Source organism: Nocardioides sp. SR21 (assembly GCF_022761125.1).
Classification (GTDB): Bacteria; Actinomycetota; Actinomycetes; order Propionibacteriales; family Nocardioidaceae; genus Nocardioides.
Window position 1 is genome coordinate 34919 of the sequence record NZ_JAKWJR010000002.1, and the last position, 16868, is coordinate 51786.

The 16868-nt window shown below is 71.4% G+C and carries 17 protein-coding genes; 11 read left to right on the forward strand and 6 right to left on the reverse strand.

Annotation, left to right across the window (positions count from 1 at the left end):
* Window positions 1-13: 13 nt before the first annotated feature.
* Window positions 14-673: a heme oxygenase (biliverdin-producing) gene (locus MJ604_RS03470; protein WP_243056902.1), complete on the reverse strand. Its 660-nt coding sequence runs from the start codon at window positions 671-673 to the stop codon at window positions 14-16.
* Between the two features lie 122 nt (window positions 674-795).
* Here MJ604_RS03470 and MJ604_RS03475 point away from each other — a divergent pair, with 122 nt between their 5' ends.
* The 6 genes from MJ604_RS03475 to MJ604_RS03500 all read left to right on the forward strand — a co-directional run bounded on the left by MJ604_RS03475 (window position 796) and on the right by MJ604_RS03500 (window position 7462).
* Entirely contained in the window at window positions 796-1899 is a 1104-nt protein-coding gene (locus MJ604_RS03475) for an ABC transporter substrate-binding protein (protein WP_243056903.1), read from the forward strand.
* A 67-nt stretch (window positions 1900-1966) separates the two neighbouring features.
* Entirely contained in the window at window positions 1967-3043 is a 1077-nt protein-coding gene (locus tag MJ604_RS03480; RefSeq protein ID WP_243056904.1) for an iron ABC transporter permease, read from the forward strand.
* 67 nt (window positions 3044-3110) lie between these two features.
* On the forward strand, window positions 3111-3902 hold the full coding sequence (locus tag MJ604_RS03485) for a heme ABC transporter ATP-binding protein (protein ID WP_243056905.1): 792 nt from the start codon (window positions 3111-3113) through the stop codon (window positions 3900-3902).
* Complete coding sequence (locus tag MJ604_RS03490; protein ID WP_243056906.1) at window positions 3887-4939, forward strand: hypothetical protein; 1053 nt, start codon at window positions 3887-3889, stop codon at window positions 4937-4939. Before MJ604_RS03485 ends, MJ604_RS03490 begins: the two co-directional genes overlap by 16 nt.
* The gene (locus MJ604_RS03495; protein ID WP_243056907.1) at window positions 4929-6128 is read left to right on the forward strand and encodes an HtaA domain-containing protein; all 1200 of its coding nucleotides are present in this window, start codon (window positions 4929-4931) and stop codon (window positions 6126-6128) included. The genes MJ604_RS03490 and MJ604_RS03495 overlap by 11 nt, the downstream gene beginning before the upstream one ends.
* Window positions 6125-7462, forward strand: coding sequence for an HtaA domain-containing protein (locus MJ604_RS03500; RefSeq protein WP_243056908.1), 1338 nt, complete (start codon window positions 6125-6127; stop codon window positions 7460-7462). Before MJ604_RS03495 ends, MJ604_RS03500 begins: the two co-directional genes overlap by 4 nt.
* 3 nt (window positions 7463-7465) lie before the next feature.
* Here MJ604_RS03500 and MJ604_RS03505 read toward each other — a convergent pair whose 3' ends face one another.
* From MJ604_RS03505 to MJ604_RS03520, 4 genes are read right to left on the reverse strand one after another with little or no spacing between them, the layout of a single operon-like run.
* The gene (locus tag MJ604_RS03505) at window positions 7466-8035 is read right to left on the reverse strand and encodes a TetR/AcrR family transcriptional regulator (protein WP_243056909.1); all 570 of its coding nucleotides are present in this window, start codon (window positions 8033-8035) and stop codon (window positions 7466-7468) included.
* 10 nt (window positions 8036-8045) lie between these two features.
* On the reverse strand, window positions 8046-9071 hold the full coding sequence (locus MJ604_RS03510) for an NADPH:quinone oxidoreductase family protein (protein WP_243056910.1): 1026 nt from the start codon (window positions 9069-9071) through the stop codon (window positions 8046-8048).
* A 25-nt stretch (window positions 9072-9096) separates the two neighbouring features.
* Entirely contained in the window at window positions 9097-9723 is a 627-nt protein-coding gene (locus tag MJ604_RS03515; RefSeq protein WP_243056911.1) for a TetR/AcrR family transcriptional regulator, read from the reverse strand.
* Window positions 9723-10523, reverse strand: a complete 801-nt coding sequence (locus MJ604_RS03520) for a purine-nucleoside phosphorylase (protein ID WP_243056912.1) — start codon at window positions 10521-10523, stop codon at window positions 9723-9725. The genes MJ604_RS03515 and MJ604_RS03520 overlap by 1 nt, the downstream gene beginning before the upstream one ends.
* Window positions 10524-10578: 55 nt before the next feature.
* Between MJ604_RS03520 and MJ604_RS03525 the strand changes: the two genes are divergently transcribed.
* Entirely contained in the window at window positions 10579-10965 is a 387-nt protein-coding gene (locus MJ604_RS03525; protein WP_243056913.1) for a VOC family protein, read from the forward strand.
* A 149-nt stretch (window positions 10966-11114) separates the two neighbouring features.
* Window positions 11115-12107: a hypothetical protein gene (locus MJ604_RS03530; protein ID WP_243056914.1), complete on the forward strand. Its 993-nt coding sequence runs from the start codon at window positions 11115-11117 to the stop codon at window positions 12105-12107.
* A gap of 101 nt (window positions 12108-12208) precedes the next feature.
* Here the strand turns inward: MJ604_RS03530 and MJ604_RS03535 are convergent, their stop codons facing one another.
* Window positions 12209-12661, reverse strand: coding sequence for a gamma-glutamylcyclotransferase (locus MJ604_RS03535; protein ID WP_243056915.1), 453 nt, complete (start codon window positions 12659-12661; stop codon window positions 12209-12211).
* Between the two features lie 57 nt (window positions 12662-12718).
* Here MJ604_RS03535 and lpdA point away from each other — a divergent pair, with 57 nt between their 5' ends.
* The 3 genes from lpdA to MJ604_RS03550 all read left to right on the forward strand — a co-directional run bounded on the left by lpdA (window position 12719) and on the right by MJ604_RS03550 (window position 16812).
* On the forward strand, window positions 12719-14107 hold the full coding sequence (gene lpdA / locus MJ604_RS03540) for a dihydrolipoyl dehydrogenase (protein WP_243056916.1): 1389 nt from the start codon (window positions 12719-12721) through the stop codon (window positions 14105-14107).
* 121 nt (window positions 14108-14228) lie between these two features.
* On the forward strand, window positions 14229-15626 hold the full coding sequence (locus tag MJ604_RS03545) for an NAD(P)H-quinone dehydrogenase (RefSeq protein ID WP_243056917.1): 1398 nt from the start codon (window positions 14229-14231) through the stop codon (window positions 15624-15626).
* Between the two features lie 16 nt (window positions 15627-15642).
* On the forward strand, window positions 15643-16812 hold the full coding sequence (locus tag MJ604_RS03550) for a SpoIID/LytB domain-containing protein (protein WP_243056918.1): 1170 nt from the start codon (window positions 15643-15645) through the stop codon (window positions 16810-16812).
* Window positions 16813-16868: the final 56 nt, after the last annotated feature.

Consider the following 16868-nt stretch of genomic DNA (forward strand, 5'->3'; position numbering starts at 1 on the left):
CCAGGAAGGCTACTCAGCGGGCGTACGACTCCAGGTTCTTGCCGAGCTCGACGAAGAGCGCCTGGTTCATCCGGAAGGCCACCTTGACCTCCTCGACCACGCGGGCCTGGTCCTCGGCCGACAGGCCCAGGGCGTCGAGGCGGGCGCGGTAGCCGTCCTTGTAGACCTTGGGCTTCTCGATCTCCGGGAAGTCGTAGAACGACACGCCCTTGCCGTCGAGCTCGAAGGTCCGGTCGAGGATCCGGCCGATCGCCTGGCCGCCGGACAGGTCGCCGAGGTAGCGGGTGTAGTGGTGCGCGATCAGGAAGCCACCCCACTCGCCGGCCTGCTCCAGGCGGGCGCGGTAGGCGTCGGCGGCGGGGGAGTCGACGGTGCGGGTGCCGTCCGGGCACCAGTGCTCGAGGTCGGCGTCGACCGCGGCCAGCCGCTCGAGCGCGGTGTCGTGGACAGCGGCGACGATCGGGTCGTCGAGGCGGTCGCGCAGGATCGGCTCCATCGTCGAGTACACGACGCGCAGCCGCAGCAGCAGGTCGGCGTACCCCTGCTCGTTCACCCGGCCGCCCAGCAGCTCGGACATGAACGGCGAGTCCTCCGCCTGCTGGTGCTCGGCCATCGAGCCCTCGCGCATGGCAGTGGAGAGGGAGAGCTGGACGCTCTCGTCGAGGACGGTCATGCGGGCGCTCCTGCGGTTTGTTGACGAACTGTCACGACAGATTGTCTACAAGATACTGACAACTTGTCGAGTCGTCTAGCGCTTAGGTAAGGCAAGCCTTAATTCGATGCTAATCTGAGCCCATGCGGGGAGGACTGCGGTCGCTGACGGCTGCGCTGGTGACCGGTGTACTGCTGAGTGGCTGCGGCCTGTCCGGGGGCGCCGAGCCGTCCGACGACACCTCCGCCGCGGCGTCCGGCACGACCGCGCCGCCGCTCGCCGACGTCACCACGCTGGACGACGTGCGCGACTGGGACGGCGAGGTCGTCGCGGTCGCCCAGACGCCGGTCGACCCGGTCGCCGACCCCGAGCCGGCGCTCCCGGTGACCGTCACCGACTCCCAGGGGACCGAGGTCACCGTCACCGACGCCAGCCGGATCCTCGCGCTCGACGTGTACGGCACGCTCGCCCGCACGGTCTTCGAGCTCGGCCTCGGCGACCAGCTGATCGGCCGCGACATCTCCACGGACTTCGACGAGGCCGAGGACCTGCCGCTGGTCACCCAGGACGGCCACAGCCTCAACGCCGAGGCGATCCTCGGGCTCGACCCGACCGTGATCATCACCGACACCTCGCTCGGCCCGTGGGACGTCGTGCTGCAGATGCGCGACGCCGGGATCCCGGTCGTGGTCGTGGACTCCCACCGCGGCCTCGACAGCGTCTCGGACCTGATCCACGCGGTCGCCGACCCGCTCGGCGTCCCCGAGGCCGGCGACGCGCTCGCCCAGCGCACCCAGGACCAGATCGACGACGTCACCGCGCAGATCGCGAAGGTCGCGCCGGCCGACGAGGGCCAGCGGCTGCGCACCGTGTTCCTCTACGTGCGCGGCCAGTCCGGCGTCTACTACATGTTCGGCGAGGGCTCGGGGGCCGAGTCGCTGATCGACGCCATCGGCGGGTACGACGTCGCCGGCGAGATCGGCTGGGACGGCATGAAGCCGCTCACCGACGAGGGCCTGGTCGCCGCCCAGCCCGACCTGGTGCTGATGATGACCGGCGGTCTGGACTCCGCGGGCGGTGTCGACGGACTTCTCAAGAGGCTTCCGGCCCTGGCGGAGACGCCGGCCGGGCAGCACCGTCGTTTCGTGGCGATGGACGACGCACAGATCCTCGGCTTCGGCGCGATCACCGCGAGCGTGCTCAACGCGCTCGCGGTCGCGACGTACGCCCCTGAGTCCATCTCATGATCACCCCACGAAAGCGCGTGCTTCCCCCGCTGCGCTCCTCCAGCCCACGCTTCCGCGGGGGCCCCGAATGACGGCGACCGTCGTCGACCGCCAGCGACCGGTGATCCGTGCGGTCGCCGGGCGGGTCGGCCTGCTCGGCGGCCTGAGCGCCGTGCTGCTCGTCTCGCTGGTCTTCGCGGCCGGCCACGGCCAGCTCGACATCCCGCCGTCCGAGGTCCTCGGCTCGGTGCTCCACAAGATCGGTCTCGACCTCGGCCCGGTGCCGCACCACCCGCAGGGTGAGAACACGCTGTGGCAGGTCCGCTTCCCGCGCGTCGTGATGGCCGCGCTCGCCGGCGCCTGCCTGGCGACCGCGGGCGCGCTGATGCAGGGCGTCTTCGGCAACCCGCTCGCCGAGCCGGGCATCGTCGGCGTCTCGGCCGGCGCCGCGGTCGCGGCGGCCACCGTCATCGTCTTCGAGTGGACCTTCGCCGGCACCTGGACGATCGCGATCTGCGCGTTCGTCGGTGGGCTGATCACCACGCTGCTCGTCTACGTCACCTCCCGCGACGGGGGACGCACCGAGGTCGTCACGCTCGTCCTCACCGGCATCGCGGTCACCGCGATGACCACCGCGGCGCTGGCGTTCCTGATGTTCCTCGGCGACACCCAGGCCCGCGAGGAGATCGTGTTCTGGACCCTCGGCAGCCTCAACGGCTCGCGGTGGGAGTACGTCGGGGTCGTGTTCCCGATGGCCGTGGTGGGGATCGCCGCGGCGATGGTCCTGGCGCCGAAGCTCGACCTGCTCGCGCTCGGTGACCGCGCCGCCCGCCACGTCGGCGTCGACGTCGAGCGGCTGCGGCTGAGCACCATCGTCGTGGTAGCGGTGCTGACCGCGGCGGCCGTCGCCTTCTGCGGGATCATCTCGTTCATCGGGCTGGTCGTGCCGCACCTGATCCGGATGGTCGCCGGCCCCGGCCACCGGCTGCTGGTGCCCGCCAGCGCGCTCGGCGGCGCGGTGCTGCTGGTGCTCGCCGACCTGTGGGCCCGCACGCTCGTCGACTACGCCGACCTGCCGATCGGCATGCTGACCGCCCTGATCGGCGGCCCGTTCTTCTTCTGGCTGATCCGCCGGGCCCGCAAGACCTCCGGGGGCTGGGCATGATCACCCCACTGCACTCCGTGCTTCCCCCGCTTCGCTCCTCCAGCCCACACTTCCGCGGGGACCCCGCATGAGCGCGATCAACGCCCGCGGCGTCAGCGTCGCCTTCGACGGCACCCCGATCCTCACCGACGTCGACCTCGACGTCCGCCCCGGCGAGGTGGTCGCGCTGGTCGGCCCCAACGGCGCCGGGAAGTCCACGCTGCTCGCCGTGCTCGCCGGTGACGTCGAGCCGACCGCGGGCCGGGTGACCATCGACGACCGCGACCTCGGGTCGTACCCGGCGCGCGAGCTGGCCCGCCACCGCGCCGTCCAGCTGCAGAAGCAGGGGCTGGCGTTCGGCTTCCGCGTCTCCGAGGTCGTCCGGATGGGCCGCACGCCCTGGCACCGCACCGACCTCGAGGACGACGACGACCGCATCGTGGTCGAGTCGATGGAGCGCGCCGATGTCGTCGAGCTCGCGGACCGGCTCTTCCCGACGCTGTCCGGTGGTGAGCAGGCGCGGACGTCGTTCGCCCGGCTGCTGGCCCAGGCCACGCCCGTGCTGATGCTCGACGAGCCGACCGCCGCGCTGGACATCCGGCACCAGGAGTCGCTGCTCGCGGTCGCGCGCGAGGCGGCCGCGGCCGGTGCCGGCGTCGTCGTGGTGCTGCACGACCTGTCGCTCGCCGCGGCGTACGCCGACCGGATCTGCGTGCTGTCGCACGGCGCCGTACGCGCCGACGGGCCGCCGGCCGAGGTGCTGACCGCCGAGCTGCTGACCGAGGTCTACGCCCACCCCGTCGACGTCATCGAGCACGACGGCAACCTGCTGGTCGTGCCGGTCCGGGTGAAGGGAGCGGTGCCGTGGCCCGCCGTCTGATCCTCGCGGCGGCCGTCGCCGCCGTCCTCCTCGTCCCCGCCCCGGCGTTCGCCGGCGGCAGCGTCTCGGTCGACCCGGGCACCGTCGACCCGACGTACGCCACCACGATCAGCGTCTCCGGCTCCGGCTTCCAGGCGGTGAAGGGCGGCCACGGCGGCGTCTACGTGTTCTTCGGGACCGTGAGCTCCGGGTGGCAGCCCAGCAAGGGCGGCGTCACCGGCAAGGACTACTTCTACGTGCCCGACAGCGAGGCCAAGAACAACCAGGGCTTCCAGCGGTACGTCGCGTTCCCCGGGTCGGACACCGCGAGCTCGGCGAACGGTGGCGTGATGAGCGCGTCCGGCTCCTGGTCCACCCAGCTCGTCGTACCCGGCGCCGAGTTCAAGGCCTACGACCGGGCCGGCAACGTGAGGACGATCGACTGCCGCGAGGTCACCTGCGGCGTGATCACCGTCGGTGCGCACGGCGTCGCCAACGGCAACAACGAGACGTTCACCCCGGTCAGCATCGGCACCGCGAGCAAGCCGACCTCGACCTCGTCGGCCACGCCGACCGCGACGGCGGACCCGTCCCAGACCGCGGACCCCGAGGCGCCGACCGCAGGCGAGTCCGCACCGGTGTCCACCGGCCCGGCCACGCTCGAGGTCGACCGCGAGTCGGCGGTGGCCGGCAACGTGCTGGCGTTCACCGCCTCCGGGCTGCCGCCCGGTGTGCAGGTCTCCGCGGTCTTCGACGACGGTGCCGCGGGCGCCGGCCCGTTCCTCGTCGGCCCCGACGGCACGCTCGCCGGCGTGATCACGCTGCCGGCCGCGACGGGCGCGGGCACCCACGAGCTGCGGTTGTTCGGCGTCAGCGACGCGCCGTCGGTGCAGTTCGCGGTCGTCGCGTCCACCGTCGAGCACCCGACCACCGAGGCCGCTGCGAGCGACGACGAGCTGCGCGTGGCCTGGCTGTTCGCGGGCGCCGCGGCCCTGGTGCTGGTCGTCGCCCTGGCGCGGCTGTTCCTGCGCTACCGGGGGAGTCGTCGTGCGGCGTGACCGGGTGGCGGCCGCAGCCGTCATGCTCCTGACCGGCCTGCTGGTCGGCGTACCGGCGATGGCCGAGGACGAGCCGTCGGGGGCCGTGCAGCTCGACGACGCCGTGCTGCGCTGGGGCATCAACAACGAGTCGAGCAACCGCGCCTACGCCCCGCGCACCTACAACTTCTTCTCCGCGGGCCGCGTGCCCGACCCGGGCCAGGGCGGCGAGACGATCCCGCAGGGGCGGTGGAAGCAGTCCGCGGGCCGGGTCCAGATCCAGAAGTGGGACGGCTCCACGTGGCGCAAGGCGACGTGGGCCGGCCTCTCCACCGACAGCAACGGCGAGCGGCTCGGCTCGCCGACCGCGGGCGTCTTCAGCAACCACCGCTTCGTGGTCTCCGGCGGGACCGGTGAGGTCGACGCCGAGGCGGGCACCGCGCACGTCGAGTGGGACGGCGACCTGACGGTCCTCTACTACTCCGGCATGTCGATGTTCCACGTCTCCGACCCGGTCCTCGACGTCGCCGACGGGCGCGGCACCCTCACCGCCACGGTGCAGGGCTACGCCTCCTCGGTCGAGGACCCCGAGATCTGGGAGCCGGTCGAGCCCGAGACCGTGACGCTCGCCGACCTGCCCGACGTGGACCTGTCCGACGACCGCGGGCTGACCGTGACGCCGGCGTACCTCGGCGTGAAGGTCGACGGCCTGGGCCAGGTCACCGGCGACCGGTACTCCGGCTCGTTCCCGCAGAGCTTCGTCGACTACATGGACCGGCTCGGTACGGCGCCGTTCTGGCTGTCGAGCGGCGCCGCGACCGACCCGTTCAAGGTCGCGCTGCCGCTCAGCGTCGGCTTCGACGCCGCCGTCGAGCAGCCCGAGCCGACGCCGACCGCCGAGCCGACGAAGGAGCCGATCGAGAACCCGGTCGTGCCGCCGCCGGTGACCGTGACGGTCACCGCGCAGCCCGACCCGGTCGTCCAGCCGGCGCCGCCCGCCGTCGTACCGCCCACGGTCTCGGCGCCGCCGACGGTCGCCGCCGTCGGCCCGCTGCCGGTCGCCGCCCAGCTGGTCGCCGCGCCCGCGCCGGTCGCCGCGGCCACCACCGACGAACCCACTGACCCCACCCCCATCTGGTGGCTCGGAGCCGGCCTGCTGCTTGCCGCCGCGCTCACCCTGCTGATCCCCTTCCGGAAGGAATCTCGATGACCCTCGCTCGTCGCGTGGCCGCCGTGGCCGCGCTCTCCCTGGCCTCGACCGGGCTCGTCGGCGTCGCCGCGCAGCCCGCCTCGGCCGCCGAACTGTCGTTCACCTGGGAGATCTCCCAGCAGCTGGACGACCACCTCTCGACCCATGCCCTCACCGGGGGAGCGACCGAGGACTCGTCCGGCGTCATCACCTTCCCCGGGGGCGAGGGCTCGTTCGACCCGGAGACGGGTGCTGGGACCGTGCAGTACGACGGTGCCGTCGCCGCGTCGTTCCAGACCTTCTACGAGGTGAAGATCGCCGAACCGGCCGTCACGATCGACGAGCAGGGCAACGGCGAGATCACGGCCGTCGTCTCCGGGTGGGACGCCCCGTCGGGTGGTCCGGCTGCCGGCACCACCCCGACGCGCGTCATCGTCACGACCTTCGACGCCGCTGGTGGATGGGGTGACGGATCCCTCGCGGCGACGCCGGACTGGGCGGGCGTGCTGCCGTCGGGTGCGGAGTCGCAGGCCCTCGGCATCACGGCCGGCCAGCCGGTCGACGGCAAGTCCTTCGCGCCGACGTTCCTCGGGCAGATCACCAGCGGTGTTCGTGCCCACTTCTACGCCAGTGGTTCTGGTTCGGACCCGAAGAAGGCGCCCGCGTCGTTCACGGCTCAGGCGGAGCCTGGTGAGGTCGCCGAGCCGACCCCGGCGGTCGAGGTGGAGACGACGTACGACGGCCACCGGGCCCTGATCGCCGTCGACGGCACCGGTTTCGCGGCCGTCACGAACCCCGGCGACGCGGGTGTGTACGTCGCGCTCGCCGAGGCCGGCGACTTCCCGGAGACCGACGACTTCGAGGACCAGGAGAAGGTCGCCGACGCCGAGTGGGTCACGCCCGCGCAGATGGCTGACGGCACGTTCTCGGTGACCCTGAACCCGGAGAACCAGTACCTCAACCCGTCGAAGCAGTACGCCGTCTACACGTGGCAGGCGCACGCGCACTCGAACCCGAGCCAGGACACCGAGACCGCGGTCGAGATCGTCTGGGCCGAGCTGGCCGTCCCGGCGACGCTCGGCGTCAAGGTCGCCAAGGCGCCGACCCCGAAGAAGGCCGGGTCGCTCAAGGTCACGGTCACCGGCGCGGACACCCCGGCCAAGGGCAAGGTGACCGTCGTGCTGACGAAGAAGGGCCAGAAGGCCAAGAACCTCACCGGCAAGGTCGCGAACGGCGCCGGCACGGTGAAGCTGCCGAAGCTGGTGAAGGGCACCTGGAAGCTGAAGGTGCAGTTCCTCCCGTCGGACGCCGCCTACACGTCCGTGACCAAGACCCAGAACCTCAAGGTCAAGTAGCGCCTACGAGCCCGCGGTGCCGACCGCGCGCAGCACGAACGACTCGATCGTGCTCACCGGCAGGTGCCGCGGGCTCAGGCATGCGTGGATCAGGGACATCGTCCCGGGCACGTCCTCGATCGTGAACGCACCGCTCTCCATGCCGGCCTCGAGGATCCCGCGCAGCACGTCCTCGACCGCGACGACGTGCTCGCGGATCGCCTGGCGCGAGTCCGGCCCGAGGAAGCCGTACAGCTGAGGGCCGAGGCCCATGTGGAACCGCTCGCTCTCGGAGAGCTGGTAGGTGATGTAGAGCCGCAGCCGCGCGGCCGGCTCGTCGGCCTCGGTGAGCGAGGCGAGCAGGCGGGTGAGGTACTGCTCCGTCTCGTGGCTCGCGAACGCCACCACGACCGACTCCTTGTCGGGGAAGTGGTGGTAGATCGAGGTACGCCCGACCTCCGCGCGCTCGGCGATGGCCGCCATCGAGATCGCGTCGAAGCTGCGCTCCGCCATCAGCTCCGCGAACGCCTCGAAGACCCGCTGCTGCAGCTGCTCGCGGTGCTGCTGGAGGGAGTCTCCTGAGATTCGGGGCACGGCCCGAAGGTTAACCCAGCACGACGACGGTGCGTCCGGTCGTACGGCGCGCGGCGTGGTCGCTCAGGGCGCCGGCGACGTCGTCGAGCCCGATCCGCCGGCCGATCGCCGGGCGCACGCTGCCCGCCGCGACCAGGTCGAGCAGGGCGGCGTGCACGCGCTCCCCGGTCTCGGGCGGGAACGCGTTGATGCCGAAGCGGCGGAAGTCGCGCGGGGTGTCCAGGTAGGCGAGCAGCACGCCGAGCACGGACATGTTCGCCATCGAGAGCTTGCGCAGCGGGCGGCCGGTCAGGCCCGACTCCGGGTCGTCGTTGAAGCCGACCGCGAGGTAGCGACCGCCGAGGGCACCGCAGGTCCACAGCGTCTCGGTCTGCTCGCCGCCGATCGGGTCGAAGATCACGTCGGCACCGCGGTCGCCGGTCGCGTCCATGACGGCGTCGAACACGTCCGCGCTGGTGTGGTCGACGGTCAGGTCCGCGCCGAGCTCCGCGCAGAGTGCGGTCTTGTCGGGGCCGCCGGCGGTGGCGATGACGGTCGCCCCGGCGGCCTTGGCGAGCTGGATCGCCGCCGTACCGACCGCGCTGGCGCCGCCGCGGACGAGGACGGTCTCGCCGGCCTGCAGCGCGGCGCGCTCGTGCAGGGCGAGGTAGGAGACGTGGAAGGGGAGCGTGAACGCCGCGGCCTCCGCGTCGTCGAGCTCGGGCGGGGCGTCGAAGACGCTGCCGGCCAGCGCCTTCTCGGCGAGCCCGCCGAGGGACTGCGGGGAGATGCCGACGACCCGCCGCCCGACCCAGCGCTCGGCGCCGTCGCCCGCGGCCTCGACGACGCCGGCGACGTCCATGCCGAGGGTGAACGGCGGCTGCCCCATCACCGCCGCGACGCCGCCGCGGCAGCGCGCGACGTCCCCGAAGTTGAGCGACGCGGCGGACACCGCGACCCGGACCTGGCCGGGTCCTGGCTCGGGTACGTCGACGTCGTCGCGGACCTCGATCGCGTCGACCGGCTCACCATGGCGCACCACACGGACTGCCCTCATGGGCGGACCGTACTAAGAGTGCGTTTTAGGCGTCAACGGTCGGAGCGTTCGCCATCGCGGCGGCCATCGAGAGCAGGTTGCGGACGAACCGCTCGGTCGGCAGCTGCGCGCGACCCGGGTCGGCGGACTCCGCGGCGCGGGCCCGGTCGGCCACCGAGCGCAGGATGAAGCCGGTGACCAGCGCCAGCCGCTCGTTGCGGAGGGCCTCGTCGAGGTCGGGCAGGCGCTGCTCGAGCAGCTCGAAGACGGCGTACCCGCCGGTGCCGCGCAGTGCTTCGTCGACGTCGGCGTCGAGCCGGTCGTACTCCTCGACGAGCTCGCCGATGATCACGAGGTACTGCCGCCCCGACCGACCGGTCTCGGCGAGCTCGACCGCCGGGCGGACGACGGCCTCGAGGACCGCCTCCAGGTCGTCCTCGGGGGTGGCGCGGGCCCGGGCCAGCAGCTGGCCCTCGCGCTCGGCGAGGAAGCCGGCGTGCTGCTCGAGCACGGCGACGAGCAGGCCTTCGCGCGAGCCGAAGTGGTAGTGGACCGCGCCGCGGTTGCGCTGGCCGGCGCGCCGGGTGATCTCGACCAGGGACGCGGTGAACACGCCCTGCTCGGCGAACGCCTCGGTCGCGGCCTCGACCAGCGCGCGGCGGGTGTCCTGCATCAGATCCGCGGGACGATCCGGCCCAGGAGCTCGCCCATCCGCGAGGCAGCGGCCTTGCCGGCCTCCAGCACCTCGGCGTGGTTGAGCGGCGAGTCGCTGATGCCGGCGGCGAGGTTGGTGACCAGGCTGATGCCGAGCACCTCCATGCCGGCCTCGCGGGCCGCGATCGCCTCGAGGGTGGTGCTCATGCCGACCAGCTCGCCGCCGATGATCCCGGCCATCCGCACCTCGGCCGGGGTCTCGTAGTGCGGGCCGGGGAACTGCACGTAGACCGCCTCGTCGAGGCTCGGCTCGACCTCGCGGCACATCGTGCGGAGGCGGCTGCTGTACAGGTCGGTCAGGTCGACGAAGTTCGCGCCGACGATGGGGGACTTCCCGGTCAGGTTGATGTGGTCGCTGATCAGCACCGGCGTGCCGGGCGTCCAGGTCTCGCGCAGGCCGCCGCACCCGTTGGTGAGCACGATCGCGCGACAGCCGGCGCGGGCCGCCGTACGCACACCGTGGACGACCGCCGCGACGCCCTTGCCCTCGTAGTAGTGCGTGCGGCTGAGGAAGACGAGGAGGTTGCGGTCGCCCGCCCTGATCGAGCGGATCTTGCCGGAGTGGCCGGCGACGGCCGCGGCGCTGAAGCCGGGCAGGTCGGTGGTGCTGATCTCGGCGGTCGCCTCACCGAGCGCGTCGACGGCGGGGAGCCAGCCGGAGCCCAGGACGAGGGCCACGTCGTGGCTCTCGACTCCGGTCAGGTCGGCGAGCTTCTCGGCGGCGCGGGCGGCGAGTTCGTACGGGTTCTCCTCGGTCACCGTCCCGACAATAGTGCGGCGGTGCGTTGTCGGTGAACTCGTGCAGGATCGGGCCATGATCGATCACCTGGGCATCAACTGCGCCGACCTCGCGCGCTCCGCGATCTTCTACGACGCCGTCCTCGGCGTCCTCGGCCACCGGCGGCTCCTCGACTACGACGTCGCGATCGGCTACGGCACCACCAAGCCCGACTTCTGGATCGGCCGCCAGCCCGAGGAGGGGCCGGCGTCCGGGCCGAACCGCGAGATCCACGTGGCGTTCACGGCCCCCTCCGCCGACGCGGTGCGAGCCTTCTTCGCCGCGGCCGTCGAGCAGGGCGCCGAGGTCCTCCACGAACCCCGCCACTGGCCCGAGTACCACGACCACTACTTCGGCGCCTTCGTCCGCGACCTCGACGGCAACAACGTCGAGGCGGTCTGCCACACGGTGGCGCCGGACTAGGCGCTGCGTCGGTATCCCCGGTCGACCGGGGATTCCTGCGGTGACGGCCGTTGCAACCCCCGACAAGCGTCGGAACCGGCCGGCAAGTGCGCGGCGAATCGGCCGGCCCGGAGCGGTATCCACAGGTCTCGTCAGGGGCCGATTCGTGAGTGAGCGCGCCGGGCATTCCCCCTCGCATGATGCGACCCCACGAGGAATGGCCGATCGACGATGCCCGCCGCACCACGGTGTCGCTGCGGGGTGAGTACGTCGCCGCCGGCTTCACGGATCGATGGCTGGCGGCGATGGTTCGCGGCGGCGTACTCGCGAAGGCGCGACGCGGGGCGTACGTCGCGGGTCCGGTCTGGGAGAGCCTGGGTGAGGCCGGCCGTCACTCGGTTCGTGCGCGCGCCGTTCTAGCTCAGGCTCGCACCGAGATCGCGCTCTCGCACGTCTCGGGCCTGCTCGAGTTCGACTCACCGACCTGGGGGCTGTCACTCGACGATGTGGACGTGACGCGTCTCGACGGGAGGATCGGGAGGCGGGAGTGCGGCGTTCGGCCGCATCGTGGCCAGGTCATCGCAGGTGATGTCGTGGTCCGCAACGGCGTGCCGGTGATGACGCCGACACGGCTGGCGCTCGAGTCCACGACGCTCGGCGACGTCGAGCACGGCATGTGTGTCGTGAGCGACCTGTTGCACCGCAGGCTGACGACCGCTGCCCAGCTCTCTGAGCGGTACGCGTTGATGACGCACTGGCCGGACACGATGCCGACGGACCTGGTGCTTCGCCTGTCTGATCATCGGTTCGAGTCGATCGGAGAGACGCGAGCGTTCCATCTGTGCTTCAGCAGGAGCCTGCCGATGCCGGTTCCGCAGTACGAGATCAAGGACGCTTGGGGCCGGGTAGTCGCGACCGTCGACTTCGCTTGGCCGGAGCTGGGCGTGTTCATGGAGTTCGACGGCAAGGTGAAGTACGAGAAGCTGCTCAAGCCCGGGCAGCGTGCCTCCGACGTCGTCGTCGCCGAGAAGCGGCGCGAGGACCTGATCCGCCGCATCACAGGCTGGCGTTGCCTGCGCCTCGTGTGGGCCGACCTGGGCCGGCCGGACGCGACCGCGGCCATGATCCGCGACGCGCTGTACCCGCCGTCGATCGCTGCGTGACCTGGTCTTGACGGCCCGTCCTCGCACTTGACGGCCGTTGCAACCCTCGATAAGTGACAGAACCCCCGGTCGACCGGGGATTCATGCAAGAAACGACCGAGCTACATCCCGATAGATCGGCAGGGCCGACGACGGAGGGCGGCGACGTAGTCGGCGGGGGCGTCGGCGGCCTCGGCGGCCTCGGCGAGGACGCCGAGGTACGACGCCGAGGGCAGGCCGCCCTCGTAGGCGTCGAGGACATAGGTCCACACGACCAGCTCGCCGGTGAGGGTCGCGACGCGGACGCGGGTCTTGCGGTACAGCCCGAGATCGGCGGCCTCCCAGCCGTCGAGGGCGGCCTCGTCCTCGCGGGTGATGTCGTACACAGCGACGAAGACCTGCTCGATCGGGTCCTCGACGATCGTGGAGAGGGCGCCGTCCCAGCCGTGCTCCTCGCCGCCGAACGTGAGCCGCCAGCCCTGTAGCCAGCCCGTCGTCGAGAGCGGGGAGTGCGGGCAGCGCTCGCCCATCCGGACGGGATCGAGGTTGGTCCCGTAGGCGGCGTACAACGTCACAGCCAGAGACTAATGGGCGAATAGGGATGAGCCGGACATCTCAGTAGGCTGGAGGCCGTGAGCCACTTCAACCTCCTCGTCCTCGGTGCCGGCCCCGGTGGGTACGTCGCTGCCATCCGCGCCGCTCAGCTCGGCCAGACCGTCGGCATCGTCGAGGAGAAGTACTGGGGAGGCGTCTGCCTCAACGTCGGGTGCATCCCGTCGAAGGCGCTGCTGCGCAACGCGGAGATCGCGCACATCATCACGAAGGAGAAGGACGTCTTCGGGATCAGCGGCGACGCGACGATGGACTTCGGCAAGACCCACGCGCGCAGCCGCGGCGTCGCCGACGCCAGCGCCAAGGGCGTCCACTACCTGATGAAGAAGAACAAGATCCAGGAGATCGACGGCTGGGGCACGCTCAAGTCGCCGACCGAGATCGAGGTCGACAACGCGGGCAACAAGTCGACGCACACCTTCGACAACCTGATCATCGCGACCGGCGCCAAGGTCCGGATGCTGCCGGGCATGAGCAAGAGCGCGAACGTCGTGACGTACGAGGAGCAGATCCTCGACGACCAGCTCCCGAAGAGCGTCATCATCGGCGGCTCCGGCGCGATCGGTGTCGAGTTCGCCTACGTGCTCGCCAACTTCGGCGTCGAGGTCACCATCGTCGAGTTCCTCGACCGGATGGTCCCGACCGAGGACGCCGACGTGTCGAAGGAGCTGCTCAAGCAGTACAAGAAGCTCGGCGTGAAGGTGCTCCTCTCGACCAAGGTCGAGAACGTCGAGGACACCGGCAGCGGCGTCAAGGTCACGGTGAGCAAGGACGGCAGCAGCGAGGTGCTCGAGGCCGACCGGATGCTCGCGGCGTTCGGCTTCGCACCGCGCATCGACGGCTACGGCCTCGAGAACGCCGGCGTGAAGGTCTCCGACCGCGGCGCGATCGAGGTCGACGCGCGCGGCCGCACCAACGTCGACAACGTCTACGCGATCGGTGACGTCACCGGGAAGCTGATGCTCGCGCACACCGCCGAGGCGATGGGCGTGGTCGCCGCCGAGACCATCGCCGGCGCCGAGACCGTCGAGATCAACTTCGACATGATCCCGCGGGCAACGTTCTGCCAGCCGCAGATCGCGTCGTTCGGCTACTCCGAGGAGCAGGCCAAGGAGAAGGGGTACGACGTCAAGGTGTCGACGTTCCCGTTCTCGGCCAACGGCAAGGCGCGCGGCATGGCCGAGGGCGTCGGCTTCGTGAAGATCGTCGCGGACGCGGAGTACAACGAGATCATCGGCGCCCACATGATCGGCCCCGAGGTCACCGAGCTGCTCCCGGCGCTCACCCTCGCCCAGCAGTGGGACCTCACGGCCGACGAGGTCGCCCGCAACGTGTTCGCGCACCCGACGCTGTCGGAGGCGATGAAGGAAGCCGTCGAGGGCATCGCCGGCCACATGATCAACCTCTGAGGCCAGCAGGCACCGAGCTTGCGAGGTGGCTGCGTCGGCCGAAGAGGTCGAGTAGCCGCGCGGCTGAGGAACGAAACCGCGACACGGCGTATCGAGACCCAGTGAGACGAAGAGGAACCCCATGAGCACCGAACGCGTCGTCATCATCGGCGGCGGTCCCGGCGGCTACGAGGCCGCGCACGTGGCCGCTCAGCTCGGTGCCGACGTCACCATCGTCGACAGCGACGGGGTCGGCGGCTCCGCGGTCCTCACCGACTGCGTGCCGAGCAAGACCCTGATCGCCACCGCCGAGGTGATGAGCGAGCTCTCGGAGGCCTCCGAGCTCGGCGTGAGCTTCCTCGACAACGAGGGCGACGCCGCGACCTCGATCCGGGTCGACCTGGCGAAGGTCAACGCCCGGGTCAAGCAGCTCGCCACCGACCAGTCCTCCGACATCGAGCGCCGGCTGACCCGCGACGGGGTGAACATCGTCCACGGCCGCGGCCGCCTCGACGGACCGGGCCGCGTGGTCGCCACGTCGGCCGACGGCACCGAGCAGACGCTCGACGCCGACGCGATCCTGCTCGCGACCGGCGCCGCACCGCGCACCCTGCCGACCGCGCAGCCGGACGGCGAGCGGATCCTCACCTGGGAGCAGGTCTACGACCTCACCGAGGTGCCGACGAACCTCATCGTCGTCGGCTCGGGCGTCACCGGCGCGGAGTTCGCCAGCGCCTACCTCAACCTCGGCATCCCGGTCACGCTGGTCTCCAGCCGCGACCGCGTGCTGCCGGGTGAGGACGCCGACGCGTCGGCCGTGCTCGAGGACGTGCTGAAGCGCCGCGGCATGAACGTGCTCTCCAAGTCCCGCATGGAGTCGGTGACCCGCACCGGCGACACCGTGACGGTCACGCTCACCGACGGCCGCACCGTCGAGGGCTCGCACTGCATCCTCGCGCTCGGCTCGATCCCGAACACCGCCGACATGGGCCTCGAGGAGGCCGGTGTCGTGCTCAACGACGGCGGTTTCGTGTACGTCGACCGCGTGTCGCGCACGGCCGCGCGCGGGGTGTACGCCGCGGGTGACTGCACCGGCGTCCTGATGCTCGCCAGCGTCGCGGCGATGCAGGGCCGGATCGCGATGTGGCACTTCCTCGGTGACACCGTGCACCCGCTGGACCTGAAGAAGGTCTCGTCGAACGTGTTCACCGCGCCCGAGATCGCCACCGTGGGCTGGTCGCAGCAGGCGGTCGACGCCGGCGAGATGCAGGCCGAGGTCGTGATGCTGCCGCTGTCGGGCAACCCGCGCGCGAAGATGCAGGGCGTCCGCGACGGCTTCGTGAAGCTGCTCTGCCGTCCCGGCACCGGCATCGTCGTCGGCGGCGTGGTCGTCGGCCCGCGTGCCAGCGAGCTGATCCACCCGGTGTCGATCGCGGTCGCGGAGTCGCTGACCGCCGACCAGCTTGCGCAGGCCTTTACCGTGTACCCGTCGATGAGTGGCTCGATCGCGGAGGCTGCTCGCCGGCTCCACCACGTCTGACCTCTCGGGAGGCCCCATGCTCGGCCGGCTTGCTGCTGCCACCGTGACCGCCAGCGTCACCGTCCTCGTCGCCACGGCGGCGCCGGCGATCGCCGACGAACCGGTCGACGTCCCGGACGGCGCGACGATCACCATCGACGGTCGCGGCGCCGGCCACGGTCGCGGGATGTCGCAGCAGGGCGCCCAGCAGGCCGCCGAGGATGGCGTCGGCTACCGGCAGATCCTCGGGTTCTACTACCCGGGCACGGACCGGGGCACGGCGGCCGGGCAGGTCCGGATCTTCCTCAGCAGGGGCGACCTGGACAACACCGTCCAGGTCCACCCCCAGCGCGGTCTGACGGCACGTGCGGGGGCGAAGAGCTGGGACCTCACGAAGGCGAAGCCGCGCGCCCAGCGCTGGCGGATCGTCCCGAAGGGGGACGCACGGAGCGTCCTGCAGTACCGCCAGGCCGGCTGGCACGCCTACCGCACCGTCTCCGGCACGCTGCAGTTCGCGGCGAAGGGCAAGCCGATCACGCTCGACACCCAGACCGGGCCGGCGCGCTACCGCGGCCTGATCCGATCGGTGCCGTCGAGGCCCGGCAACCGGATGGCGATCAACGTGCTCCCCATGGAGAGCTACCTGCGCGGCGTGGTCCCGGCCGAGGTGGTCGCCTCCCAGTGGCCGCAGCAGGCGCAGCGCGCCCAGGCGGTCGCCGCGCGCAGCTACGCGGCGCTCAAGCGGTCGACCCGCCAGGACAAGCCGTACGACCTCGACGACACGATCGGCTACCAGCGGTACCTCGGCGTGGACCGCGAGTGGCCCGCCTCCGACAAGGCCGTGGCCGCCACCGCCGGTGAGATCCTCACCTACGACGGACAGCCGGCGTTCACCGAGTTCACCGCCAGCAACGGTGGTTGGACGGTTGCCGGCGACGAGCCGTACCTCATCGCGCAGGAGGACGCCTGGGACGACGACACCTGGGGCCCGGTGGACTTCACGGACTCCGAGATCGAGGGACACTGGCCCGGGCTCGGCGACCTGGAGCGCATCGAGATCACCAGCCGCGACGGGAACGGCGCGTGGGGCGGCCGGGTCCTCTCCGTCACGCTGACGGGCGACGAGGGAGCCGAGACCCTCGAGGGATCCGAGTTCTACGGTGAGCTCGGCCTGCAGTCGGACTGGCTCACCCTGACGGTGCACTGAAACTACAGATCTGTAGTTACCCCTGTTTCGTTGCGGGGCCGCTGTGACGGGTGATG